Source organism: Leucobacter japonicus, from assembly GCF_001273855.1.
GTDB lineage: Bacteria > Actinomycetota > Actinomycetes > Actinomycetales > Microbacteriaceae > Leucobacter > Leucobacter japonicus.
The window spans coordinates 31,616-57,679 of the sequence record NZ_JHBX01000107.1 but is presented as its reverse complement, the minus strand read 5'-3'; the positions used below and the strand labels follow the sequence as shown (position 1 = coordinate 57,679).

Annotated in this window: 21 protein-coding genes; 11 read left to right on the top strand and 10 right to left on the bottom strand. The window is 67.3% G+C overall.

What is annotated here, in order from left to right; translation table 11 throughout:
* Positions 1–24: 24 nt before the first annotated feature.
* Positions 25–972 (bottom strand): sugar-binding transcriptional regulator, encoded by a 948-nt coding sequence (locus AMS67_RS09010; RefSeq protein WP_053387084.1) that lies wholly within the window; start codon positions 970–972, stop codon positions 25–27.
* A gap of 132 nt (positions 973–1,104) precedes the next feature.
* Between AMS67_RS09010 and AMS67_RS09005 the strand changes: the two genes are divergently transcribed.
* The 6 genes from AMS67_RS09005 to AMS67_RS08980 are packed head-to-tail and all read left to right on the top strand — an operon-like array spanning position 1,105 to position 6,844.
* Positions 1,105–1,749, top strand: a complete 645-nt coding sequence (locus tag AMS67_RS09005) for a KpsF/GutQ family sugar-phosphate isomerase (protein WP_053387083.1) — start codon at positions 1,105–1,107, stop codon at positions 1,747–1,749.
* Complete coding sequence (gene xylB, locus AMS67_RS09000) at positions 1,746–3,203, top strand: xylulokinase (protein ID WP_053387082.1); 1,458 nt, start codon at positions 1,746–1,748, stop codon at positions 3,201–3,203. Before AMS67_RS09005 ends, xylB begins: the two co-directional genes overlap by 4 nt.
* Positions 3,200–3,955, top strand: a complete 756-nt coding sequence (locus AMS67_RS08995; protein WP_053387081.1) for a beta/alpha barrel domain-containing protein — start codon at positions 3,200–3,202, stop codon at positions 3,953–3,955. The genes xylB and AMS67_RS08995 overlap by 4 nt, the downstream gene beginning before the upstream one ends.
* Positions 3,952–4,989, top strand: a complete 1,038-nt coding sequence (locus tag AMS67_RS08990) for an NAD(P)-dependent alcohol dehydrogenase (RefSeq protein WP_053387080.1) — start codon at positions 3,952–3,954, stop codon at positions 4,987–4,989. Before AMS67_RS08995 ends, AMS67_RS08990 begins: the two co-directional genes overlap by 4 nt.
* A 59-nt stretch (positions 4,990–5,048) precedes the next feature.
* Positions 5,049–5,807, top strand: a complete 759-nt coding sequence (locus AMS67_RS08985; RefSeq protein WP_053387079.1) for an SDR family NAD(P)-dependent oxidoreductase — start codon at positions 5,049–5,051, stop codon at positions 5,805–5,807.
* Positions 5,807–6,844 (top strand): zinc-dependent alcohol dehydrogenase, encoded by a 1,038-nt coding sequence (locus AMS67_RS08980; protein WP_053387078.1) that lies wholly within the window; start codon positions 5,807–5,809, stop codon positions 6,842–6,844. The genes AMS67_RS08985 and AMS67_RS08980 overlap by 1 nt, the downstream gene beginning before the upstream one ends.
* Positions 6,845–6,922: 78 nt before the next feature.
* On the opposite strand, the gene AMS67_RS08975 is transcribed toward AMS67_RS08980, so the two are convergent.
* The 8 genes from AMS67_RS08975 to AMS67_RS08940 all read right to left on the bottom strand — a co-directional run bounded on the left by AMS67_RS08975 (position 6,923) and on the right by AMS67_RS08940 (position 17,587).
* Complete coding sequence (locus tag AMS67_RS08975; protein WP_053387077.1) at positions 6,923–8,170, bottom strand: AGE family epimerase/isomerase; 1,248 nt, start codon at positions 8,168–8,170, stop codon at positions 6,923–6,925.
* A gap of 102 nt (positions 8,171–8,272) precedes the next feature.
* On the bottom strand, positions 8,273–9,403 hold the full coding sequence (locus AMS67_RS08970) for a substrate-binding domain-containing protein (protein ID WP_053352310.1): 1,131 nt from the start codon (positions 9,401–9,403) through the stop codon (positions 8,273–8,275).
* A gap of 39 nt (positions 9,404–9,442) precedes the next feature.
* The gene (gene mmsB / locus AMS67_RS08965; RefSeq protein WP_053352309.1) at positions 9,443–10,846 is read right to left on the bottom strand and encodes a multiple monosaccharide ABC transporter permease; all 1,404 of its coding nucleotides are present in this window, start codon (positions 10,844–10,846) and stop codon (positions 9,443–9,445) included.
* Complete coding sequence (gene mmsA / locus AMS67_RS08960) at positions 10,843–12,363, bottom strand: multiple monosaccharide ABC transporter ATP-binding protein (protein ID WP_053387147.1); 1,521 nt, start codon at positions 12,361–12,363, stop codon at positions 10,843–10,845. Before mmsA ends, mmsB begins: the two co-directional genes overlap by 4 nt.
* A gap of 150 nt (positions 12,364–12,513) precedes the next feature.
* Positions 12,514–13,542 carry a LacI family DNA-binding transcriptional regulator gene (locus AMS67_RS08955; protein WP_053387076.1) on the bottom strand — a complete coding sequence of 343 codons (1,029 nt, stop codon included), beginning with the start codon at positions 13,540–13,542 and terminating at the stop codon, positions 12,514–12,516.
* A gap of 192 nt (positions 13,543–13,734) precedes the next feature.
* A complete protein-coding gene (locus AMS67_RS08950; RefSeq protein WP_053387075.1) occupies positions 13,735–15,429 on the bottom strand; it encodes a DNA repair helicase XPB in 1,695 nt (564 codons plus the stop codon).
* Positions 15,430–15,520: 91 nt separating this feature from the next.
* A complete protein-coding gene (locus AMS67_RS08945; protein ID WP_053387074.1) occupies positions 15,521–17,305 on the bottom strand; it encodes a helicase-associated domain-containing protein in 1,785 nt (594 codons plus the stop codon).
* 15 nt (positions 17,306–17,320) lie between these two features.
* Positions 17,321–17,587, bottom strand: coding sequence for a hypothetical protein (locus AMS67_RS08940; protein WP_082305405.1), 267 nt, complete (start codon positions 17,585–17,587; stop codon positions 17,321–17,323).
* Positions 17,588–17,728: 141 nt separating this feature from the next.
* Between AMS67_RS08940 and AMS67_RS08935 the strand changes: the two genes are divergently transcribed.
* From AMS67_RS08935 to AMS67_RS08915, 5 genes are all read left to right on the top strand, one after another.
* Positions 17,729–18,106: a cold-shock protein gene (locus AMS67_RS08935; RefSeq protein WP_053387072.1), complete on the top strand. Its 378-nt coding sequence runs from the start codon at positions 17,729–17,731 to the stop codon at positions 18,104–18,106.
* Positions 18,099–18,740 (top strand): DUF3027 domain-containing protein, encoded by a 642-nt coding sequence (locus AMS67_RS08930; RefSeq protein WP_053387071.1) that lies wholly within the window; start codon positions 18,099–18,101, stop codon positions 18,738–18,740. Before AMS67_RS08935 ends, AMS67_RS08930 begins: the two co-directional genes overlap by 8 nt.
* A 232-nt stretch (positions 18,741–18,972) precedes the next feature.
* A complete protein-coding gene (locus tag AMS67_RS08925; protein WP_053387070.1) occupies positions 18,973–22,062 on the top strand; it encodes a SpaA isopeptide-forming pilin-related protein in 3,090 nt (1,029 codons plus the stop codon).
* 69 nt (positions 22,063–22,131) lie between these two features.
* Positions 22,132–23,625: a SpaH/EbpB family LPXTG-anchored major pilin gene (locus AMS67_RS08920; protein ID WP_053387069.1), complete on the top strand. Its 1,494-nt coding sequence runs from the start codon at positions 22,132–22,134 to the stop codon at positions 23,623–23,625.
* 106 nt (positions 23,626–23,731) lie between these two features.
* Complete coding sequence (locus AMS67_RS08915; RefSeq protein ID WP_075201297.1) at positions 23,732–24,790, top strand: class C sortase; 1,059 nt, start codon at positions 23,732–23,734, stop codon at positions 24,788–24,790.
* A 106-nt stretch (positions 24,791–24,896) separates the two neighbouring features.
* Here AMS67_RS08915 and serC read toward each other — a convergent pair whose 3' ends face one another.
* Complete coding sequence (gene serC, locus AMS67_RS08910) at positions 24,897–26,015, bottom strand: phosphoserine transaminase (RefSeq protein ID WP_053387068.1); 1,119 nt, start codon at positions 26,013–26,015, stop codon at positions 24,897–24,899.
* Positions 26,016–26,064 lie beyond the last annotated feature (49 nt).

Genomic DNA, 26,064 nt, shown 5'->3' with positions numbered 1-26,064 from the left:
GGGCAGGGGAGCGGGCCGCCGCTGTCAGTTTCCGTGTGTGTCAGCGAGCAGTGAGAGTGCTGATGCACGATCGGTGATGAGCGTCGTGACGAAACCGGCGCGCAGGACCGCGCGCAGTGCCGCATGCTTCTCGGCGCCGCCGGCCACAACGACGATCTCGGGGATGCTCCGCAGCACCGAGAACGGAATCGCGATGGTGCGGTCGTCGAGCGCGGAAACACGTTCGCCCGCTTCGTCGAAGAGCGAGGCGCCGACATCGGCGCGCACGCCGCTCGCGATCAATGCCTGCGCCTCGGGTTCGGTGATCGAGTCGACGAGCTGCGACACCACGGGAACCCAGCTCCCGAGCGCGAGCATGGCGCGCGTCACCTCGGGCATGCGTGCCAGTGTCTCGGCGACGCCGGTCTGCCGCTCGAGTACGGTAGCGGCCTCGGCATCGGAGGCAACGAGGGGGACGTACAGCGGTGCGGGGGCACCCGTCGAGATCGCACTGACCGCGCGCACCAGATCGCCTGCGGTCTCGCCAGGCGGGCCCGAGAGCCCGGTGAGCTGCACGACGTCGCAGACGGGCAGAGCGTGCAGATGGCGCGGGATCGCCCCCAGTGTGCGACCGCTTGCGAATCCGAGCACTTCGCCCGCGCGAACCGAAGACTCAAGGTACTCGGCGGCGGTTCGGCCGAGCGCGTCGTGCAACCCGGCGGGATCGTCGCCGTCGTCGGGGAGCGTCACGCATCGGATCTCGCGCAGCCCGTATCGACGCCGCAGTTCGGCGACTTCATCGCGAGCGAGCGCCTGGGGTTCACCGATGCTGATGCGCAGCACGCCGAGTTCGCGGGCCTCGGCGATGAGGCGGGCGACGCGGAATCGAGACATGCCGGTGCGCGCCGCAAGTTCCACCATCGGGACGTCATTGATGAAGTGTTCGCGGGCGACGTGGGCCATTTCGACGAGTCGGTTGGGGCCGGGCTCCATGGGCGTCTCCTCTCGAGGGGTCATCCTCTCACATCGCGGGGTTCGTTCCGGGCAGATTGCCCGAAGCGAAGTCGCCTCAATCCGCCCAAGGCGATAGAGTAAATGCAACAAATGAGAGATTAGGTCAATCATATGAGCGCAACCGCAGCCGACCTCGTGCAGCACGCCAGAGAGGCGATCCTTCGCGAATCACAGGCCCTCGCCAATCTGGCCGAGCAGATCAACGACGACTTCGCCGAGGTCGTCGGAGCCGTACAGCGGTGCACGGGCAAGATCGTCACCACGGGTGCCGGCACCTCCGGCATCATGGCCGAGCGCCTCGCTCATCTCCTCTCGGTGTCGGGCACCCCGTCGTTCTATCTGCCGTCGCAAGATGCGCTGCACGGCGGCATGGGAGCGGTCACGCCCGACGATCTCGTCATCGCCTTCTCGAAGGGAGGGCAGTCGGCCGAGCTCACGCAGCTTGCGGAGCGCCTCGTCGAACGCGGCACCGACGTCATCGCGGTCACGGAACGTCCGGAGTCGCCGTTCGCCGCCGCCGCGTCGCGGGTGGTGCACATCACGACCGACCCGATCGAGGCCGATGCCGGTGGGCTCATCGCCCTCGGCAGCACGCTTGTCGCTGGAGCCTGGGGTGACGCGCTCACGGTGACGCTGATGGGCCTGCGCGGATTCAGTTGGGAAGAGGTCGTGCAGATCCACCCCGCGGGAATCGTGGGCCAGCAGCAAGATCTGCCCGACGCCGTCTCGGTTCCGGTGCAGGAGGCTCAGGCATGATCTCGGTCGTGGCCGGCGTCGACACTTCGACGCAGTCGTGCAAGGTCGAGCTCTTCGCGATCGCCGATGGGCGCCGTGTTTCTGGAGCCACCGCACCGCACCCGCCTGTCGCCCCGCCGCGCAGCGAGCAAGATCCGCGCGCCTGGTGGTCGGCATTCGTCAGTGCGTTCCGCGCGGCGCTCGCCGAGGCCGGCCCCGTGCGCGTGCAGGCGATCTCCGTCGCCGGTCAGTGCCACGGAATGGTGCCGCTCGACGCGAACGGCGATGTGATCCGCGACGCCAAGCTCTGGAACGACACGACGACCGACGCCGAGTTGCGCAGCCTGACGGCACGCATCGGCGCTGAGCAGCTCATCACCGCGACCGGCTCCCTGCCGACCGCGGCGTTCACGCTGAGCAAGGTGGCCTGGTTCGCGGCGCACGAGCCCGAGAACTTCGCCCGCCTCGCGACGATCCTGCTGCCGCACGATTACCTCACGTACCGGCTCACGGGCGCGTTCGCGACCGACCGGTCGGAGGCATCGGGCACCGGCTACTTCGACCCCGCGACCAACGTCTACCTGCTCGACCACCTCGCACTCATCGATGACTCGCGCGACTGGGCGAGCCTGCTGCCCGAGGTGTTGGCGCCCGAGGGCGTCGCCGGGTCGACGACTGCCGAGGCGATGGTCGAGCTCGGGATCACCGAGCCGGCGTTGGTCTCCGCCGGCGGCGGTGATCAGCACGCTTCGGCGCTCGGTCTCGGCATTGCTGAGGGCGACGCGGTGTTCGCGTTCGGCACTTCGGGTGTCGTCTTCTCGACGACTCCCGATCCGGTGCGCGACCCCAGCGGGCTCGTGAACGGCGTCGCAAACCTGACCGGTGGGTTCCTGCCCCTCGTCTGCACGCTGAACGGCGCAAAGGTCGTCGATACGTTCGCGCGCCTGATGGGGACGAACCACGACGAGCTCTCGGAACTCGCGCTCGCCGCCGGCCAGGAGGGGCCCGTACTCGCTGCGTTCCTCGACGGTGAGCGCACGCCCAATCGCCCGCTGGCTGCCGGACTGCTCGCCGACCTCACGACCGAGACCACGCGCGAGCAGTTGGCGCGCGCGGCTTACGAGGGCGTGGTGTTCGGGCTCGTCGCCGGCCTGTCGCACGTCGAACGCTGCGGGGTGCGCACCGATGGTGAGGTCATCGCCATCGGCGGTGCCGCGCGTTCGTCAGCGACCCGGCAGATCCTCGCCGATGCGCTGGGCAAACCGGTGCATCTCGTCGACGCCCCTGAAGCGGTCGCGCGCGGGGCGGCCGTGCAAGCGGCATCGGTAGTCACCGGGGCACCGATTGCGGAGCTCGCAGAGAGCTGGAAGCCGGAGCGCCGAGTATCGGCCGAACCACGGCGTGGATCGTCCGAGCGCTTCGCCCGATACTCCGAGGTCGCTGCAGTCGAATCGCTTGACCGGAGTCGGGCATGAGTGTGGCCGCTGATCGCACGCGTGAACTCGCAGCGCCGCTGCCGCACGCCGGCTGGGTCGCGGAACTGCCTGACGGCGCGGTGTATGCCAGCCTGTACTCGGCACCCGAGGCCGCGCGCGACGAAGCCGCGGCTCGGTTTGTCGGAGCAGGTCTGCCGATGCACCTCGATGTCATCATCGGGCGCGATGAGCGCCACGGTCTGGTGCATCTGGGCATCGTGCCCGAACTGATCGTGGCGCTCGGTGAGCGCTACCCCGACGCGCTGCTGGAGGTGCACGTGATCGTGCTCGCCGCGACGGTCAGAGACGATGATGTGCGCGACGAGATCGGCCGCCTCCTGGTCTGCGCGTCGCAGGGCGGGGTGCAGCGTGTCGCATTGCCCACTCCCTACGCGGCCGATCTCGAGCTGAGCTCCGCGTTCCGTACGGCGGGCGGCGAGATCTGGTCGGTCGTGAACCCAGCGGACGAGTTCGAGGCGCAACGGCACGTCGACAGCAACGCTGGCGCCACCGGCACCCTCGTCATGCTCATCGAGCCCGGTACTCGGCAGTCGGCGCGGCCCGAGCTGCTCACACGGGTCTCCGACCTCGCCCCCTCGACTCGGGTCAGTGTCGACGGCGGCGTCGACGCGGGGCTCGCCGCGCGCGCGCTCGCGTTGGGCGCGCACCACGTCGTCGTCGGCCGCGCGCTGCTCGGCCCATCGCATCCGGAAGCATTCCCATCAGTATCACCCCAAGGAGAAGCCTCATGACCACCCCCGAGATTCCGCAGCAGATGCGCGCCAGCGTGCTGCTCGGCACGCGTGAGCTCACCATCGAGCAGCGTCCCGTTCCCACGCCCGCGGCCGATGAGGTGCTCGTGCGCGTGGGCGCGGTGGGCGTGTGCGGCTCCGACGTCCACTACTTCCGTGAGGGGCGCATCGGTGACTTCGTCGTCGACGGTCCGCTGGTGCTCGGCCATGAGGTCGGCGGCGTCATCGTCGCCGTGGGCTCGGGCGTCGACGCCTCGCGCGTGGGTCAGCGCGTCGCCATCGAACCGCAGCGACCCTGCGGCCACTGCCGCGAGTGCCGCATCGGCAGGTACAACCTGTGCCCGGACATGGAGTTCTACGCCACCCCGCCGATCGACGGCGCCTTCACCGAGTACGTAACCATCCAGTCGATGTTCGCCCACGACGTGCCCGATTCTGTGACCGATGAGGCCGCAGCGCTGCTCGAGCCGCTCTCGGTCGCGATCACGTCCGTGCGCAAGGCCGGCATTGTTCCCGGCTCGACGGTACTCATCGCGGGTGCCGGCCCGATCGGCATCATCACGGCGCAGACTGCGCGCGCCTTCGGGGCCGGAGAGGTCATCGTCTCCGATCTCGTCGAGGAGCGCCGCGAGCGGGCCCTGAAGTACGGCGCGACCCGCACCATCGACCCGCGCACCCAGAATCCCGCCGACTTCGGCCTGCCGATCGACGCCTTCATCGACGCGAGCGGTGCCGCTCCCGCGGTGCAGTCGGGCATTCGCGCGGTGCGCCCCGCGGGTACCGCGGTGCTCGTCGGCCTCGGCAACCCCGAGATGACGCTGCCCGTCGAAGACATCCAGAACCGCGAGATCACGGTGACGGGCATCTTCCGCTACACCGAAACTTGGCCGGTGGCGATCCAGTTCGTCGCGAACGGACAGGTCGACCTCGACTCGCTCGTGACCGGGCGTTTCGGCCTCGACGAGGTCGAGCAAGCACTCGAGAGCGACACCAACCCCGACAGTCTGAAGTCGGTCGTCTACCCCGGCCGCTGAGCCGACGACGCCGTGATCACACACGTTCCACACCAGAAACACACGAAAAGGACACGCACATGACTACGTTCAGCCTCGAGGGCAAAACCGCCCTCGTCACCGGTGGCAATCAGGGCCTCGGCAAGGCGTTCGCCTTCGGGCTCGCCGAGGCAGGCGCCCGCGTCGCGATCGTCGGCCGCAGCGCCGAGCGCAACGCGCAGGTCGTCGCCGAGGCTGCGGCCGCCGGCCACGAGTTCGTCGCGATCACCGCCGACATCACCGACGATGCGCAGATCACCCGCATGGTCGACGAGGCCAAGGCCGGCCTCGGGCAGATCGACATCCTCGTCAACAACGCCGGCACCTGCTTCCACGGCGAGTCGTGGGGCGTCACCGACGAGCAGTGGGATGCCGTCTGGGACCTCAACGTGCGAGCACTCTGGAAGGCGAGCATCGCGGTCGGCGAGCACATGCGCGAGATCGGCGGCGGTTCGCAGGTGAACATCGGATCGATGTCGGGTCTCATCGTCAACCGGCCGCAGATGCAGCCGGCCTACAACGCGTCGAAGGCCGCTGTGCACCACCTCACCAAGTCGCTGGCGGTCGAGTGGGCTCCGCTCGGCATCCGCGTCAACGCCGTTGCACCGGGCTACGTGAAGACCGAGATGGCTCCGGTCGACAACCCCGAGTTCCAGCGCTACTGGATCGAGGACGCCCCGCAGCAGCGCTTCGCCCTGCCCGAGGAGATCGCGCCGAGCGTCGTCTTCCTCGCGAGTGACGCCGCCTCGTTCATCACCGGGTCGGTGCTCGTCGCCGACGGCGGCTACACGGCAGTCTGATGGGCGACGTGCAGAACGCCGTGCGACGCATTGTCGTGAACTCGGCAGATGACATCCGTGTCGAAGAGGTTGCGGCGCCCGTCGCAGGCCTGGGCGATGTGCTCGTGCGCTCCACCATCGTGGGCATCTGCGGCTCGGACGTGCACGCCGCGCACGGTCGCCACCCCTTCATGTCGCTGCCGTTCTGGCCGGGGCACGAGGTGATCGGTGTCGTCGAGGCGGCCGGGGCCGACGCGCCCGCTGAGCTCGTCGGCAAGCGCGTCGTGGTCGAGCCGAACCTCGCGTGCGGCGAGTGCACGCCCTGCCAGCGCGGCCGCTACAACATTTGCGCGACGCTCGACGTCTTCGGCTGCCAGACTCCGGGCGGCATGACGGATCGCTTCACCATTGCGGCCGATCGCGTCATCGAGCTTCCCGACGATCTGAGCGACCGCGAGGCCGCCCTCATCGAACCGCTCGCGACGCCGATGCACGCGGTGCGCCGCGCCGGCGACCTCGCCGGTGCGCGCGTCGTGGTGCTGGGTGCGGGCCCGATCGGACTGTTCGTCTCGATCGCCGCGCTCCACGCCGGCGCATCGCACGTGGTCGTCGCCGACCTGCTCGAGTCGAAGCGCGCACGCGCCGAGCGACTCGGGGCGACCGGCAGCTTCGACTCGAGCGCGCCCGATGCGGTGGACGTCGCCCTGCGCGAGCTCGGTGGCAAAGCCGATGTGGTCTTCGACTGCGTCTCGCGCGAGTCCACCGTGCGTCTCGCGATCGATCTGCTCGAAAAGGGCGGCACGGTCATGACTGTCGGCGTGCCCGCGGGCCCGACGACGATCGACCTCGAGCTGGTCCAGGATCGCGAGATCGCACTGCTCGGCAACCTCATGTACGTGCGTCAGGACGTCGAAGCGGCGATCGAGCTGCTGCGGGAGCGGCGTCTGCCGCTCGACGAGCTCGTGACCGCTGTGTTCCCGCTGGAGCAGGCGCAGCAGGCCTTCGACGCGTCGAACGATCCTGAGCAGGTCAAAGTGCTCGTGGCGGTCGGTGCGTAGTCGCGCTCAGCTGTACACGCCAGAGGGCCGGTGGCCGAGGAATTCCTCGGCCACCGGCCCTCTTCCATTCGCGTTCGATCAGCCCTGGTCGCGCGCTCCTGAGCTCAGTCCGTGCGTGAGCGTGTGCGTGGCCGGGAACTGCGCGAACAGCGTTGCCTGCAGCGCATGGTAGAGGTCGGGTTTGCCGCTCCAGGTGCCGCTCGCGGCCGCACCATCGGCGTCGAGTTCGTGGATCCAGCTCCCGTCGGCCTCGATGTGGTGCTCGGCCGCGTACGTCCAGAAGCGTGCGTACCAGTCGGCGTACTCCGAGTTGCCGGTCACCCGGTAGAGCACGGCCGAGGTGCCGACGGCCTCGGCGATCACCCAGTGGAAGCGGTGGTCGTTGAGAATGTTCCCGCTCCAGTCGGTGCTGAAGGCGAAGCCGCCGCGATCCTCGTCCCAGGCATCGGCGACCGCGCGTCGGAACAGGTTCTGCGCGGCGTCGATCAACCACGAGTCTGACTCGCCGAGTGCTGCGCGCTGCGCCGTCTCGAGCGCCACGATGAGTCGCGCCCACTCAAGCCAGTGGCCCACCGTCGCACCGTAGGGCCGGAAGTGGCTGTCGGGGGAGTCGGCGCCGTACTCGGGGTCGGGCGTCCAATCCTCGAGGTAGTGCTCGGGCAGACGCCACTCGTTCTGCGCCGTGACCTCGCCGATGAGCCGGCGCACGATCGCGGTCGATCGCTCGATGTGTCGGGGGTCGCCGTCGGCCTCGTACGCGAGCAGGCCCGCCTCGACGAGGTGCATGTTGGAGTTCGCGCCGCGATACGGGTCGAGCGTGGTGAACTCGCGGTCCCACGTGTCGGCGTACATCTGAGGCGCCGGCTCCCACCAGCGCTCCAACTCGGTGAGCACATCGGCATAGAGATCGTCGGCGTCGAAGCCGGCGAGCTTCGCCGAGGCAGCGGCGAGCAGCACGAATGCATGCCCGTAGCTCTCTTTCAACGTCGAATTCGCTGCAGGATCGGCCGCGCCGACCGTGACGAACCATCCGCCATCGGCCGTGTCGCGCAGTGCGCCCGAGCGCAGGAACGCGAGCCCGTGCTCGACGCGTTCGGCCTGGCCGGGGAACCCGAGCAGGTGTCCGAGCACGGCGCAGTAGGTGTACCGGCCGGCGAGCCAGAGCTGCGATCCCTCGGCGGGCACGGGGCTGCCCGCATCGTCGAGCCAGGAGAAGCCCGCCTCGGGGTCGAGTGCCGGCTCGGAGAACTCGAGAAGCAGGCGAGTCTGCTCGTCGAGCCACGCCCGATGCTCGGGGGTATCGATGGAGAAGTGCGAGTCGGTCATGCGCAGCCTTTCGAAACGACGCTGCGCCGGGGAACGGAGGAGTGATCCTGCCGTGCCCCGGCGCAGCTCAGTGCGAGAACTTCGTGAGAAGCCCTGCGGTGGTTACTTGTCGTATTCCTTCACGATGTCGAGCAGGCTCGGCACGTTCTTGTACGCCTCAGCAGCGTTCTCCTTCGTGACGATCACCGGATCGAGCAGGTACGAGGGGATGACCTTCGAGCCGTTGTCGTACTGCTCGGTGTCGTTGACGTCGACCTCTTCACCCTTCTGGAGCTGGCCGACCATCTTGACGGCCTGCTCGACGAGCAGCGTGGTGTCCTTGTTGATCGTCGAGTACTGCTTGCCCTCCATGATGGAGCGCACCGACTCGACCTCAGAATCCTGACCGGTGACGACGGGCAGCGGCTTGCCGGCCTGCTCGACGGAGGTGAGGATCGCGCGGGCGAGGGTGTCGTTCGGCGAGAGCACGCCGTCGAGCGTCTTATCGCTGTAGGTCGCCGTCAGCAAGGTGTCGGTGCGGCTCTGCGCGTTCTCCGCCTTCCACCCGGCAGTTGCCGTCTGCTGGATGTCGGTCTGGCCCGAGCCGACCACGAGGGTGCCGTCGTCGATCTTCGGCTGCAGCACATCCATCGCGCCGTTGAAGAAGACTGCCGAGTTCGCGTCGTCGGTCGAACCCGAGAACAGCTCAACGTTGTAGGGTGCGTCGTGATCCGAGCGCTCCTTGAGCCCGTCGAGCAGCGCCTGGCCCTGCAGCTGGCCGACCTTGAAGTTGTCGAACGCGACGTAGTAGTCGAGCGCATCGGTGTTCTCGATGAGGCGATCGTAGGCGATCACCGTGGCGCCGGCATCCTTCGCGGCCTGCACCTGGGTGCCGAGCTGCTTGCCGTCTTTCGCGCCGATGATGATGACCTTCGCGCCACCGGTGACCATCGCCTGAATCTGGTTCTGCTGCTCGGCGACGGTGTTCGATGCCGGTGCGTACTGCACGTCGGCCTTGAAACCGGCCTTCGTCAGGTCGTCGGTGAAGAGCTTGCCCGCGAGCACCCAGTTCTCACTGGTCTTGTCGGGCAGCGCGACGCCGATAGTCGAGCCGGCCTCGAAGCCGGTCGCGGTTTCGGAGGAATCGGACGAGCCGCCGGCATCGCTGCCACCGCGCTCCGAAGAGCAGCCGGTGAGCGCCAGTGCCGCCGCGGCGAGCAGCGCGCCCGTCGAGAGGAGGATTCTCTTATTCATTGATTCGATTCGCTTTCTGTCATCTTCTGGTGGCACTCGTCATCGAGAGCCGGGTTCCCTCGTCGCGCTGTCGTCGGCGGGAGAAGTTTGGGGGGAGGCGTCGCTGGGAGTGGGGGCCGCGGGCGGCGCCTGCTCCATGGCACGGGCGCCGATGGGGGTGGTTTCGACGGAGCCGAATTCGCCGGCGGGAGTGCGCTTCTTCGTGAGGAAGCCGATCACCGAGGGGCGGCCCTGCTGCTTGTTGTACGCATCGATGCCCACGGCCACGAGCAGCACGGCGCCCTTGACCATCTGCACGGTGTCGGCACCGAAGCTGAGCAGCTGCATGCCGTTGTTCAGGAAGGCCATGACGAGACCGCCGATGATCGAGCCGATCACGGTGCCGATGCCACCCGAGACCGCAGCGCCACCGATGAACACGGCCGCGATGGCGTCGAGCTCCCAGCCGTTGCCGTCTTGCGGGCCGGAGGCCTGTGAACGGGCGACGAAGATCATGCCGGCCACGGCGGCGAGCACCGACATGTTCATCATCACGAAGAAGTCGACGCGGCGGTCTTTGACGCCGGAGAGCTTCGCGGCCTGGCGGTTGCCGCCGACCGCATAGATGTGGCGGCCGAACACCGTGTGGTTCGTGACGAAGGAGTAGAGGATCACGAGCGCCAGCAGAATGAGACCCGAGACCGGGAAGCTGGTGCCGGGGCGACCGCTGCCGAAGAGGAGTGCTGCGCCGATGATGACGGCGCAGAGCAGCACCACCTTGGTGACACTCACCCAGAGGGGTGCGCGATCCGCCCCCATCTTCTTCTGCTGACGACGGATGCGCCATTCGAAGAAGACCAGCCAGGCCGCGGCCAGCACACCGAGAATCAGCGTGGGCACGTTGTAGGGAATCGGGATGCCGCCGATCTCGGGCAGGTAGCCGGCACCGATCACCACGAACTCCTTGGGCACCGGCACCGAGATCGAGTCACCGATCCACTGGTTCGCGCCGCGGAAGAACAGCATGCCCGCGAGCGTGACGATGAAGGCCGGAACGCCGACGTAGGCCACCCAGAGGCCCTGCCACGCGCCGACGAGGGCGCCGAGCACGAGGCCGAGAATGATTGCGGCCCACCACGGGAAGTTCCACTCCGCCATCGACTTCGCGACCACGATGCCGACGAACGCCGCGACCGAGCCGACCGACAGGTCGATGTGGCCCATGATGATGACCATCACCATGCCGATCGCGAGGATCAGGATGTACGAGTACTGCTGCATCACGTTGATGACGTTGCCCGGTGAGAGGGTGAGCCCGTGCGAAGCGATCTGGAAGATCAGGATGATCGCGATGAGGCTGCCCAGGATGCCGAACTGCCGCAGGGTCGAGGTGCCCCCGCCGAACATCTTGCGGATGTCGGTGAAACGGAAGCCGCGCTGCTCCGTGGTGTCGGTGGTGGTCATGCGTGTGCCTTTACATTCAGCGACGTCATGCTGCGCATGAGCGTCTCGGGAGTGGCCTGGTCGGCGGGGATGCAATCGGTGATGCGCCCTTCGAACACCGTGTAGATGCGGTCGCAGATGCCGAGCAGCTCGGGGAGCTCGCTCGAGATCACGACGACGCCCTTGCCGGCGTTCGCGAGCTCGTTGATGATCGAGTAGATCTCGTACTTCGCGCCAACGTCGATGCCGCGGGTGGGCTCGTCAAGGATGAGCAGGTCGGGGTCGGTGAACATCCACTTCGCGAGCACGACCTTCTGCTGATTGCCGCCGGAGAGGCTCGCGACGCCGTTGTTGACGTCGGGGGTCTTGATGCGCAGCGACTTGCGGTAGCGCTCGGCGACGATGCGCTCCTCTTGCGCATCGACCATGCCGCGGTGGGTGATCTTCGAGAGTTTGGCGGCGACCACGGAGCGCTTGATCGAGTCGAGCAGGTTGAGGCCGAGCGACTTGCGATCCTCGCTCACGTAGGCGATGCCGTGCTTGATGGCTGCGGGGACGTCAGGGACGTGGATCTCGACGCCGTCCTTGATGATCGTGCCCGAGATGAAGCGACCGTACGAGCGGCCGAAGACGCTCATTGCGAGCTCCGTGCGCCCGGCGCCCATGAGACCGGCGATCCCGACGACCTCGCCGCGACGCACGTCGAAGCTCGACCCCTTCGACACGAACCGCTCGGGCACGGTGGGGTGCTGCACCACCCAGTCGCGTACCTCGAAGAACACCTCACCGGGATTCGGGGTGCGATCGGGGTAGCGGTGCTCGAGCGAGCGACCGACCATGCCGTGGATGATGCGATCCTCGTTGATGCCGCCCTGCTGCACGTTGAGGGTCTCGACCACGCGACCGTCGCGGATGATCGTGATGTCGTCGGCGATCTGCTCGATCTCGTTGAGCTTGTGGCTGATGATGATTGAGGCGATGCCGCGCTCGCGCAGATCGCGGATGAGGCCGAGCAGGTGCGCGGAGTCGTTGTCGTTGAGCGCCGCGGTCGGCTCATCGAGGATCAGCAGGCGCACGTTCTTGTTCAGTGCCTTCGCGATCTCGATGAGCTGCTGCTTGCCGACGCCGAGGGTCTTGATGGGGGTGTCGGGATCTTCGCGGAGCCCGACGCGGTGCAGCAGCTCGGCGGTGCGCGTGCGCGCCTCCTGCCAGTCGATGCTCAGACCGCGGCGCAGCTCGTTGCCGAGGAAGATGTTCTCGGTGATCGAGAGTTCAGGGATGAGTGCGAGCTCCTGGTGGATGATCACAATGCCGGCCTCTTCGCTGGCTCGGATGTCGCGGAAGCGCATCTCCTGGCCCTCGACGATGATGTCTCCGTCGTAGGTGCCGAAGGGGTAGACCCCGGAGAGCACCTTCATGAGCGTCGACTTGCCGGCGCCGTTCTCGCCGCAGATCGCGTGAATCGTGGCGGGGCGCACCGTGAGCGAAACGTTCGAGAGAGCCTTGACGCCCGGGAAGACCTTGGTGATGTCGCGCATCTGCAGCACCGGAGCTTCGTCTGCCGTGCTCGTTTGGGGTTCCACTCGATCGACCTCGCTGTCATCGTTCTTCTGTCACTCATGTGACCGTTCACATCGTGGATGATGTTACGCCGAGTGTCAAGACGTTGTGGGGTGATTACAGAATCGTTACCGACGTGTTGCCTGTGCAGTTGTGGACTCTCGCACGATGAGCTCCGGACTGAGCAATTCGAAGACCGGCGGTTCGTGCCGATCGATCGACGCGAGCAGATGCGTCACCGCCCGCCGCCCGAGCTCTGCGAAGTTGACCCGCACCGTCGACAGTGTCGGCCACACGTGCGCCGCGACCGGGATGTCGTCGAACCCGATGACGCAGATGTCATCGGGCACGCGCACCCCGGCGTCGCGAAACCCGTGCATGAGCCCGACGGCCATGAGGTCGTTCGCGGCGAAGACGGCCGTCACATCGCGCCGCCCCGCGAGCTCGCGCCCGGCGAAGTGCCCGAAATCGGCCGTCCAGTCGCCGCGCACCGGGGGCAGCGCCGACAGGTCGGCCTCGAACATCGCATCGAGGTACCCGCGCATGCGCGATTCCGCTTCGATCCAGTCTTGCGGGCCGGCGATGTGCAGAATGTCGCTGTGACCGAGACCGATTAGGTGCTCCACCGCCATGCGCGCGCCGAGTACCTGATCGGACGCGACGCTTTCGGCGCTGCCGCCCGTCGACGTCTGCAGGCTCACGATCGGCACGGTCAAGCCCAGGCCCCCGATGACGTTGTACACGCGCATCTGCGGGGCCAACACGATGATGCCGTCGACCTGTTCGTGTTGCAGCAGGCGCACGGCCTCACCGATCGCTTCCGGAGTCGAATCGGGGAGATTCAAGGTGCTGATCGAATACCCGCGTTCGCGCGCCGCCTGCTCGATCGCGACGATCGCCGACGTCGTGCCGTATTCGCCCACGGTCGCCGACAGGATGCCCAGCAGATTGGTGCGAGCCGAGGCCAGGGCACGGGCGGCCAGATTGGGTCGGTAGTCGAGGGTACGTATGGCATCGAGCACCCGCTGACGCGTTTCCGTGCGGATGCTGGGGTGGTCGTTGAGCACCCGAGATACGGTTTGATGCGAGACGGAGGCGAGGCGCGCGACATCACGGATGCTGGCCGGCTTGGCCCGCGCTTCTCCGTTACCGGACATCAGGGCCTCCGCGCTGAAACTCGAATGTGCACGTTCACATTACTCGACGGACCCGAGATGCGAAACGAGGATCACTCAGGGTGCGCGGCTCGGACGGTCCGGCTCACTTCCCGGATCGGTGTCATTTTCTGCGCGAAGTATCAACTCATGTGCGCAGAAAATGACACCAATCCGAGAGGTGCGCAGGCCGATTTAGAGGTCATCGGCGTCGAGAATCGTGTACGCGTACCCCTGCTCGGCAAGGAAGCGCTGGCGGTTCTGCGCGAAGTCTTGATCGACGGTGTCGCGCGTGATCAGCGTGTAGAACGATGCCGTCGCACCGTTCGACTTCGGGCGCAGCAGTCGGCCGAGGCGCTGGGCCTCCTCTTGCCGAGAACCGAACGAGCCCGAGATCTGAATGGCGACCGAGGCGTCGGGCAGGTCGACGGAGAAGTTCGCGACCTTCGAGACGACGAGGATCTTCTCTTCGCCCGAGCGGAACGCCTGAAACAGTCGCTCACGCTCGTCGACGGGGGTCTGGCCCGTGATCAGCGGCGAGCCGAGAGCCTCGGCCATCGACTCCAACTGATCGATGTACTGGCCGATGACCAGGGTGCTCTCGCCCGGGTGGCGATCGATGATGCGACGAGCGATGGGCTGCTTGATGAGCGCGCTCGATGCGATGCGGTAGCGATCCTGATCTTCGGCGACGGCGTAGTCGAGGCGCTCGGCCTCACCGAAGTCGACGCGCACCTCGAAGCATGCGGCCGGCGCGATGAACCCCTGCGCCTCGATGTCTTTCCATGCGGCGTCGTAGCGCTTGGGGCCGATCAGGCTGAAGACGTCGCCCTCGCGCCCGTCCTCACGCACGAGGGTCGCGGTCAGACCGAGACGGCGACGCGCCTGCAGCTCGGCCGTGAGCTTGAAGACGGGAGCGGGGAGCAGGTGGACCTCGTCGTAGACGATGACCCCCCAGTCTTCGGCATCGAGCAGCGACAGGTGCGCGTACTCGCCCTTTCGTCGACTGGTGAGGATCTGATAGGTCGCGATGGTGACGGGCTTAACCTCTTTCACCTGGCCCGAGTACTCGCCGATCTCGTCTTCCGTGAGATTGGTGCGGCGCAGCAGTTCGTCTCGCCACTGGCGGGCGGAGACGGCGTTCGTCACCAGGATCAGGGTCTTCGCGCCGACCGCGGCCATTGAGGCGGCACCGACGATCGTTTTGCCGGCGCCACAGGGTAGCACGACGACGCCCGAGCCGCCCCGCTGGAACGCCTCGACCGCTTTCGCTTGGTAGTCGCGCAGCTCCCAGCCGTCTTCGGCCAGAGCGATGTCATAGGGCTCGCCGGGACGATAGCCCGCGAGGTCTTCAGCTGGCCAGCCGCGTGCGACGAGCTGCTGCTTGAGTTCACCGCGCGCCCACGCTTCGACGGGGAAAGTGTGCTCATCGATGCGGTTGCCGAGCAGCGGTGCGATCTTCTTCGCACTCGCGACCTCGCGCAGCACCATCGGATCTTCGGAGCGCAGCACGAGCTGCGTGGCTGGCTCGCCGGGAGTGCCGTCGGCGGCGGCCTCGGCAGCCTCGGCGGTTTCGCCGGGCAGCGGTGCGCGCTCAATCGTCAGGCGACCGTAGCGGCGCATCGTGTCTTCGATTTCGGAGGCGACCCCGCTCGGCACCGGAAACTTGGCGTACCGATTGAGGGTGTCGAGAATCTCGTCGGCCGTGTGCCCGGCGGCACGCGCATTCCACAGCCCGAGTCGTGTGACGCGGTACGTGTGGATGTGCTCGGGAGCGCGCTCGAGCTCGGCGAAGACGGCCAGCGCGTGTCGGGCGTCTTCGGCGTCGGGATGGGCGACTTCGAGCAGTACGGTGTGGTCGCTCTGCACGATGAGGGGACCGAGAGTCATAACGAGCGAGTCTACCGGGGAACGCTGAACCGGGGGTGGCCGCGCCGCTCCCGGGGGAGCCCGGTCGGGGTCGATTCGGAGCGCCTCGAAGTTAGACGGGTTCGACTGAAGTGATCATGCTCACCGGAAAGGTGCGCTCGACTCCGGCTGCCTGATCGGCCGCGCGCAGTCGCCCCGCGTTCACCGAGACGGGGAGCAGCGTGAACGTGCGCACCTGCCCGCGCGCCTCGGCGGTGACGAGTACGGCGCTGCGATCACGGATCGCGAGTTCGAGTCGCCGGGTGAAGTCGCCCGTTCCCGGCTCAGAGCGCGCGGCGGAGTAGACCCGATCGACCAGGTCGCGCAGGGGTGCGGCGAGCGGGGGATCGGCATCGGCCGGGGGGTGCGCTGCGCTGCGCTGCGGTTCGCCGACGCGGGCGAGCTGTGGGGCGCCCGAGCGCAGGGCGGCGTCGTGCGACGTTGCGTGATACCGGGCGTCGGCGAGAGCCGCCAGCACGTGATCGGCACTCAGCCGGGAGAACAGCTCGGTGTCGGACCCCGCAGAGCGGTGCAGCTGCAGGTGCTGCAGTGAGCGGTCGACGAGCAGCGTGCTCGCGACCTCTGCCCGCGCCAGCGAGATGCGGGTGCGCCCTTCATCGCCCGCATACTCGCCGACCACGATGCCGCCGACACGGGCGCCCAGTGATTCGAGGAGGTATTCGAGGGGTTGGGGGATGCCGGTGAGCGAGATGCGGGAGAACGCCTCGCGCGCGGACTCGGGAGTGAGCCCGCGCTCATAGGCCTCGGCAATGGACGTTTCGGAGACACGGCGAGTGGAGGCGACGCCGATGTGCTCGGGGCGTGCGAGCGCGGCCAACACGGCTTCATCGGCGGGGTCGAGCGGCCCGGGAACCACGACGCTGAGGTCGGGCTGCACATAGACTCCGACTGCGGGATCGGGCATTGCGCTCCGCACCGCCGCGGAGACGTCGCCGCCTGCGAGGAGCCCGTCGGCGACCGGGGTCAATGCTCCTCCGAAGGTGAGGCCGAGGTGCTCGGCGCTTCGCACATACTCCGATACTGCTTCCAGCTCGGCGCTGGGCAGCAGCGGATAGCGGTGCGGAATCGACGCCGCGAGGAGCCCCAGGTGCTGGCCGGGGTCACCGACGCGCTCCCACTCGACCCGCAGCGGGCGAGGCATCGCGAGGGCCGCAGCAGAAGCCAGGTGCAGCCATCGCTGCACGTGGTCGAGTGCCAGCCACTCGCTTGACCGGGCAGCAGTGATGAGGAGCTGGTCATCGGCGAGTGACGCGATCAGTTCGGTGCGCAGCAGTGCAGACAGGGTGAGCGCGACATCGGAAGCGTCGACGCCCGTGGAATCGGCGATCTGCTTCACCGTGGCCACCGCGATGCTGCCGGTGCGGTTGAGTCGACCGGGCCGATCGCGCAGTGTTCGCAGCGCTTCCGCGGATTGACCGACGGCGGTGAGCGCCGACGTAAACCATGCGCTCGTGTCGTGCGCCTGCTCGGGGGCGCTCGCCGTCGTCGGCTCCGAGAGCTGCTCAGATGCGACGCCATGGGCAGCCAAGGCTTCATCGAGGACCGCGTCGACTTCAGGAAGCCGAACGACTGCCCCGGCCTCGGTTCCGAGCAGGCCGAGAGAGAGCAGCTGTGACACCTGTGCGGGCCCGGACACCTGATGCAGCGCGGAGAGGAGGCCGCGATCGAGGGGGGCGATCGCCCGAGCGATGGAGTCGGGTTTCAGGAGATCGGCCGCGAAACCGATCGGATCGGACACGCTCGAGGGGGAGAACGGGCGCCGTGCTCGGGCGAGAGCCGTGAGCGCGCCGCGATCCATCTCCGCAATTGCGGAGGCGAGCGCGAGTGTGCCGCTCATGGCAACGGACCCGGTCTAGCGACCGGTGAGCTTCCGAGCTTCGTGACGTCGCCGCCGCTGCGTCAGGATCAGCAGAATGATGAGCAGCGCGAAGCCGATGGGCAGCCCGATCATCGAGATGCCATACACCACCGGCCAGAACCCCTCGGCGAGCGCGCGTCGATCGTTGAGGCCGACGATCAGCGTTCCGAAGAATGAGAGGAGCGCAATCGCGATGATCGAGAGCGAGGCATACGCCAGAATGCGCTCGATGAGCGTCGGCGTGCTGGATTCAGTGGACATCCGCTCCATTTTATCGGGTTTCAGGCTCCGCGTGGTGGCAGCATCCCCCGCTAGAATTGGCTGGATGTGTGGGCACCCGCGCTCGCCGACCGGCGTGAGCGAAACGCGGGGAATGCCCATCGAGACGGAGAGGGACGAGGCATGCCGAACGGCAAGGTCAGGTTCTATGACGAAGACAAGGGCTTCGGGTTCATCCAGGGCGATGACGGATCGCAGGTGTACTTGCACGCCTCGGTGCTGCCCGCGGACGCCGAGGTGCAGGCCGGAACGCGTCTCGAGTACAGCGTCGCCGATGGGCGCCGTGGCCCGCAGGCGCTGTCGGTGCGCGTGATCGATACGCCGCGCATCGTGAAGCGCAGCCGCAAGTCGGCAGATGAGATGTCAGTGATCATCGAAGACTTGGTCAAGCTGCTGGACGGCCTCGGAGGGCGCCTCAAGAACGGGCAATACCCGGAGCGCTCACAGTCGCGCACCGTGGCGACCATGCTGCGTCGAGTAGCGGACGATTTCGATGTCTGAGGCACTGACCCCGGACTCGGTGCTGCTCGCGGCGACGGAGCAGGCGCGCACTGCGCTGCTCGAGATCACTCCGGCCGACTCGATCGGCAGCCACGACGGGTATGCCGTCGAAGGCGAACACGTGCTCACTCAGTTCTTCGAGTGCCGACTGCCCGGGTACCCCGGGTGGCGCTGGGCAGCCACGCTGACGCGCACCAGCGAGGAAGCCCCCGTCACCGTGCTTGAAGTCGAGCTGCTGCCGGGCGAGGGCGCGGTGATCGCACCCGAGTGGGTGCCGTGGTCGGAGCGGCTCGCGCAGTATCGCGATGCCCAGTCGCGCCAATCAGTCGGCGACGAGGGTGATGAGCACGATCACGACGACCTCGACGACGAGTTCGATGCTGACGACGAGGACCTGGATGACGCGCTCGAGCTCGATGTCGACGCAGCAGGTGACACCGACCTCGAGGACGACGAGGACGACGATGAGGGGCTCGCCGATGACGCTGACGATACCGAGCTCTTCGCCGGCGACACCGACGACGTCGACGATGACGATGATGACACTGACGGTGACGACACCGACGATGACGACGACGACGATGATGGCGCTGAGGGCGAGGCTGCTGAAGATGGTGACACCCACCGCAGCTGACGCCGGGTGAACGCGCTCTCGGGCGCCTCGATTGCACACGAAAACCCCCTGTACCGTTCATGCGGCACAGGGGGTTTTCGTGTTTGATCAGGCGTTTATGCACCCTCTGAAAAGTTGCGTAATTCTTACGGATCCCCTGGAAGATCGAAAAATCTACCGTTATCGCGAGGGGTAGCCAGCGTTGCGGTAGAAGCGTGATGCATCCCTGTAAAGCAATCGAAACGGGGTCATCATGCAGCAGCTCAACCGCCCGAAGCGGGGACGGCACGGCCAGGCATCCCGGCACGCCTTCGCTCGGTGGGAGCGCCGGGCCGTCACGGGCGTCGCCACGCTGGCAGCGTGCGCAATCGCACTGGTCGGCGCATCACCCGCGCTCGCCGAATCCGCGGCCAATGACGGTCAGCAGGTCACGCAGTCTCAGGATCCGACGACGACGTCGACTCCAGACACCTCCACCGCACCCACCGCCGAGGTGCCCAGCGCGGCGGCAACTGACGCTGCCGCACCCGAGACCGCCGAGGCGGCCGACACGGCGGTCGATCCGGCCCCCGTCACCGAGACGCCCGCGACCGAAGCACCCGCGCCTGAGGCCCCCGCGGTCGAGGCGCCCGCGGCGGATCCGCTCGCGGCACCGTTTCTCCGGTGGACCGCGGTCGACGCGACCGGGGCAGCCGTTTCCTCGACCTCGTTTACGGTGGTCGGCGCACGCGATTCCCAGGTGGTTGCCGATGGCACGGCCGAGTGGGCATCAGCGGTGCAGGGCACCGTGGCCGACAACACCGGTCAGAGCGACTACGTCGGAGCCGATCTCGATCCGACGCCCGGTGCGTTCCTCGTGAAGCAGCTCGCTTCCGACACCGACGCCAGTGCGGTCATCGACGTCGCCGCCGACCAGACGTTCCGCGTGCGCCCGAGTCAGGTCGCCGTCGGTTTCCAGAGCGGCGATGCCGCGTCGTGGACAGAGATTGCCACCGAGGCGAATGCCGACGCCGTGGCCACGCAGGTCGCGATCGTCGCAACGCCCCAGGCGGTCACGACACCGACGCCGCGCACCAAGGCTCGGGCAAACGCGCAGTCGCTCGTCACCGCAGCCGCCGCCGCAGTGCAGCCGGTCTGCACCGCAGGATACGTCTACGCGGTCACCTCGGGTGGCCAGATGCAGCAGATCGCCCCGAATGGCACCGTGACCTCGTTCGGCTCGCCGGCATCCAACGTCTCGAACTTCAACGGCCTCGGCATCAGCAGCGGTGGCACCTCGGCGTACGCGATCATGCGCAGCGCCAGCGGTGGTACTGACCAGAACGGCACCGTGTACGTGTTCAACACGGCAACGGGCACCTGGAGCTCGACCGGTGCGAACTCGGGCAACACGTCGACGAACCTGGTCGCCGGTGCCGTCAGCCTCAGCAACGGACGCTACTACTTCGGTGGATTCACCGACGGCGGCAACTTCCGCCTGTACGAGTACAACCCCGCCGCGTCGACACCCATCTCGTTCAAGGGCACGATTGCGATCAACTCGGGATCTGCGGCAAACGGCGACATCGCCTTCGATGCGGCCGGCAACCTCTTCGTCGTGCGCGGTGAGAACAACACGACCACGATCTACAGTGTGACGGCAGCAAACCTCGCCGCGGCGAATGGCGGCACCATCACCGCGGCGGTCTCGGCGAGCCGCACCACCATGGATAGCGTCAACGGTGTCGCCTTCGACGCTTCGGGGAAGGGCTATCTCGGCTCTTCGAACGAAATGCGTTCGTACAACATGCCCGGCTGGTCGAACATGGCAGTGGCCGCGACGACGGGACTCAGCAGCACCGACCTCGCGAGCTGCTCGTCACCTCCCACCATCACGCTTGAAAAGTTCATCGACGGTCAGCGCGTGAAATCGACCGACCAGTTCGCGCTCACCCTGACGCAGGGGTCGCAGGTCATCGGCACGGCGACGACGACCGGGACCGCCGCGGGGCTGCAGGGCCAACGCGTCGGGCCGATCCCGACCGTGCGCGGCGTCGAGCTCACCTTCACGGAGACCGCCGCGGGCGGCACCGATCTGTCGCAGTACGCCTCGAGCTACCGCTGCCTCGTCGACGGTGTGCAGACCACCCAGGGCACCGCGACGACCGGCAAGATCACGATTCCCGCAGGCGGGCAGGCAGTGGAATGCCGATTCTTCAACGCGCCTCTCGTCGCCCAGGTCACGATCCACAAGGATGTGACCGACGTGAACGGGCAGAACCCGACGCCGCGCTCAGGCTGGACGGTGGGGGCAACGGCCACACCCGCCAGCGGCTCGACTCTGGTCGCGAGCACGAACGCGGTCACGCAGACCACCAGCACCTCGGGAGACGCCTCATGGTCGTACACCTTCGGCGCCAAGGCGCAGTCGGCCACCATCGCGGTGAACGAGCAGAACGGCGGCGACTACGAGTTCCAAAGCGGAAGCTGCCTCGTGACGCATCTCGATGGCACGACGGCCACAACCGCACTGACCGGCCCCAACGCCACGCAGATCGCAGGCGTCGTTCCCGGAGACCGCGTCGACTGCACCTATGTGAATCGACTGAAGGCGCCGAAGCTCACGCTCGTCAAGCAGATGGACAACACCCGTGGCGGCACCAGCGTCGTCTCGGATTGGACCCTCACGGCGACCGGCCCCACCACGATCTCAGGCAAGACCACGCAGGCCGCGGTCACCGCGGCTCCCGTCACTGCGGGTAGCTACACGCTCTCCGAGACCGGCCCCGGCGGGTACACGGCCAGCGCCTGGACCTGCACGAACGGGCAGACGGCACTCACGGTATCTGCCGCAGGCGTCGTGCAGATTGCGAACGCGGCCGACGTCACCTGCACGATCACCAACAGTGACCGGCCCGGGGCGGTGAAGTGGTCGAAGACCGCGCAGGCGGGCGGTGCATTGCTGAACGGTTCCGAGTGGAAGATCACCGGCCCCGGCATGGGCGCTTCGGGCACCGCGATCACGGACTGCACCGCTACGCCCTGCACCGGACCCGACACCGACGCAGCCGCAGGCCGCTTCGCACTCGGCAACCTGAACTGGGGCACGTACACGGTGACCGAGACGAAAGCCCCTCCGGGGTACGTCATCGGGGCGCAGTTCACCTTCACGGTCGATGCGAGCAACGCCGGCACGGTGATCGACAAGGGGGCGCAGACGAACAAGCAGCAGTCCGCGGTCGTCGTTCCCCTCACCGGTGGCCTCGGCGCCGATGCATTCACACTCGGCGGACTCGGCATCGCAGCGCTCGCCGTGATCACCGGCCTGGTCGCGCGAGGCATCCGCCGCGCACGCACCCACTGACCCATCCACGCTTTTCAGAACACCCATACCCGGGTCCGTGTGCTCACGGCCCATAGAGAGGAAACCATCATGACTCGCAAGAATCGCGAAGGGATCGCCCGCCGGGCGATCGCCATCGCCGGCGCCGCCGCTCTGGCGCTGCTCGCAACCGTCGGTGTCGGCACTGCGGCCCAGGCCGCGGACCCGAGCACGTCGAACATCACCGGCACCGTGGGCTCGCTCACGATCCACAAGCACGCTGGTGACCCGGGCGTTGCCGGCGACGGCAAGGTCATCAACTCGCCGTCAGCGATCTCCGCGCTCGGCGCCGGACTCGATGGCGTCACGTTCAAGATCGACCGGGTGGCCTTCAACGGTACTCCGATCGACCTGACCACCTCGACCGGTTGGGATCAGACCAAGGTCAGCGGAAACTCGCTCACCCCGGCTGACGTGACCGGCAGTGCGGCAAAGGCGGGTTACAGCGTTGTGGCCGCCAGCACCCCCACGGTGACGACCGCAGGCGGCGGACTCGCGACTGCGAGCAACCTGCCCTACGGCCTGTACCTCGTCACCGAGACCAGCCCCGGAACGAACCCGGTCGTCTCGCCGGCGCAGCCGTTCCTGGTTTCCGTGCCGTTCCCGAGTTCGACCGACAGCACGTGGATCTACGACGTGAACGTCTACCCGAAGAACAAGCTGAACACGACGGTACCGACCAAGACCGTCTCGGCTCCTGACGATGTGAAGCTCGGCTCCACGGTCAAGTGGACGGTCTCGACCGCAGTGCCCGCACTCGGCGCAGGCGACACCTACCGCAAGTTCGTCATCACCGATCAGCTCGATTCGCGCCTCGGTCTCACCGCCGTCGACGTGAAGCTGAACGGTACGGCGCTGGTGCGCGACACCGACTACACGCTCAGCCCCACCACGCTGCCCGCAGCGAACGGCGCCAACGTCATCGTCACCTTCACCCCCGCCGGGCTGCTCAAGCTCGACAGCACCAAGACGGTCACGGTCGACTACTCCACCAAGGTCAACTCGCTCGGCGACGGCAAGATCCTGAACCAGGCGTTCGTCAACACCAACGACTCGGTCCGCGAGACCAACAAGCCGCAGACCAACTGGGGCGGGCTCAAGATCGTGAAGACCTCGGCGAAGACCCCCGCGCAGACGCTGAAGGGCGCAGAGTTCACGCTGCACACCTCGAACACCGACGCCTCGAAGGTGACCTCGGTCGGCACCCTCACCACGAACGACGCCGGTGAGATCACCATCGACGGCCTCTGGGTCGGCAACGACGCCACGGTATCGAAGGACTACTGGGTCAAGGAGACCAAGGCTCCCGCGGGCTACGTGCTTCCTACGGACAGCACGGTCTGGACCAAGATCACCGTGACCGCCGGTGCGATCACCTCCGTCACGCCCGTCACCATCAAGAACACGCAGCAGTCGGTGCCGAACCTGCCGCTCACCGGTTCGACCGGAACCATGATCTTCATGGCCGGAGGCATCGCACTCGTGGCGATGGCCGGTGGCGCAGCGCTCGCCGCATCGCGCCGCAAGCAGCGGGCCGCGAACTAACCGCGATCCGGCCGCGGATCGGGGCGGCCCTCCAGCCGCCCCGATCCCGGCCATCACTCCCGAACCACACCCAGCACCGCATCGAATCCCGAGAGGGGAGGATCCCATGAGCATCACGACCGCACCGCGTCCGAGCGCGCCGCGCCACGCACACGCATCGGTTCGACGCACCTGGCGGTTCCCTCGCCTCGCGATGGTGATCTCGGTGCTGGCACTCATCGGCGTGCTGATCTTCATGTACCCGAGTGTGGCCAACTGGTTGTCTCAGCTGGAGCAGGCTCGTGTCATCGCCTCGGTCGGCGGTGCAGAGCAGCAGGAGACCCCGACGCAGCTCACCGACGAGCTTGCGCGAGCGCAGGCCTACAACGACGATCTCGTCGGTGGGGCTCTGCTCGCCGAGAACGCGCGGGTGCCGCAGGGCACCGGCGTCGCGAGCGGCAACGGCGATTACGCCGACTTGCTGCGCGCCGACGCCGACGGAGCGATGGGGCGCCTGCGCATTCCGAAGATCAATGTCGACCTGCCGATCTACCACGGCACCGACGACGCGACGCTCGCGAAGGGCGTGGGGCATCTGGAGGGCACGTCACTCCCGATCGGTGGCGAATCGCAGCACTCCGTGCTGACCGCGCACCGCGGGCTGGCGTCGTCCGAGCTGTTCACGCACCTCGATCGTCTCGCGGTCGGCGACACCTTCACCATCGAGGTCTTCGGGCAGGTGCTCACGTATCGGGTGACGACCACGGAGGTCGTCGAACCCGAGGACACGGCATCGCTCTTCCCGGAATACGGCAAGGATCTCGTCACCCTGGTGACGTGCACTCCGCTGGGCATCAACACCCATCGCATCCTCGTGACCGCAGAGCGTGTGACGCCGACCCCGCAGGCCGATCTCGATCGTGCCGGATCAGCATCCGATCAGCCGGGGTTCCCGTGGTGGGCTGTCGGGCTCGCGGCGACGATCGTACTGCTCGGCGCCTACGTATACCGTTCGGGCATTCATACCTCGGAGGTCCAGTCGGGCCCCCGAACCCAGACCGGAGCGGCTGACGGCCTTCCTCTGTCGGCTGCTCCGCCCCCAGCGGGTGCTCCATCGTCCGCATACCCCTTACCCCGCAGCGATGGACACCCGCGCCCCGCCGAGCCTGGAACACCCCCCTTGTAAGCCGGGTTCGGCGGCTCAACGACGACGGGCCGGGTGAACGGTGGTTCTGAGAACCCCGTTCACCCGGCCCGTCGTCGGTGCGTTGCGGTCGATGCGCTGCGGTCGGTTAGCTCAGACGCTCAAGCACGTAATCGATCGAAGCGGTCAGCGCCCGCACGTCGTCGGGGTCGATGGCGGTGAACGTCGCGACGCGCAGCTGATTGCGACCCAGCTTGCGGTACGGCTCGGTGTCGACGATGCCATTGGCGCGCAGCGCCGAAGAAATCGCTGCCGCGTCGACCGAGTCGTCGAAGTCGATCGTGACGACGACCTGCGATCGATGATCGGGGTTCGTGACGAACGGGGTGGCGACCGCGGTGCGCTCGGCCCAGTCGTAGAGCACTGCGGAGGACTCGGCAGTGCGGGCCGCAGCCCACGACAGCCCGCCCTGCGCGTTCATCCAGCGCACCTGCTCGTCCATGAGCCCGAGGGTCGCGAGGGCCGGAGTGTTGAGCGTTTGGTCTTTCCGAGAGTTCTCGATGGCGCCGGCAAGGTTCAGCGTCTCGGGAATGTAGCGGCCGGACGCGGTGACGCGTTCGATGCGCTCGATGGCGGCGGGGGAGACCAGGGCGAACCACAACCCGCCGTCAGAGGCGAAGTTCTTCTGCGGCGAGAAGTAGTAGACGTCGACCTCGGACGCATCGAAGTCGATACCGCCCGCACCGCTGGTGGCGTCGACGACCGTGAGCGATCCGGCATCACCGGCGACGCGGCGCACCGGAGCCATCACGCCAGTGGACGTCTCGTTGTGGGGGTAGGCGTACACGTCGACCCCCTCGACCGCGGACGATTCCGATCGCGAGCCCGCATCAGCGGAGCGGACGTCGGGCTGCTCCAAGAACGGGGCAGCACCCGCCGCCTTCGCGAACTTCGCGCCGAACTCGCCGAACGTGAGGTGCTGACTGCGGCGCTCGATGAGCGAGTGCACGGCCGAGTCCCAGAACGTCGTCGCGCCGCCGTTGGCGAGCAGAATCTCGTAGCCCTCGGGGGCGCGGAAGAGTTCGGTGAGGCCCGAGCGCACACTGCCGACCAGGTTCTTCACCGGTGCCTGGCGGTGTGACGTGCCGAGCACTCCCGGCTGCAGCGAGCCGAGGAAGGAGATCTGCTCGTCACGCACCTTCGACGGGCCGCAGCCGAACCGTCCGTCGGCGGGCAGCAATTCAGCAGGGATCGTAATGTCAGCCATACGCGTAATTCTAGCGACGGCACCGGACCGGGCATGCGCCGTCTGGTCA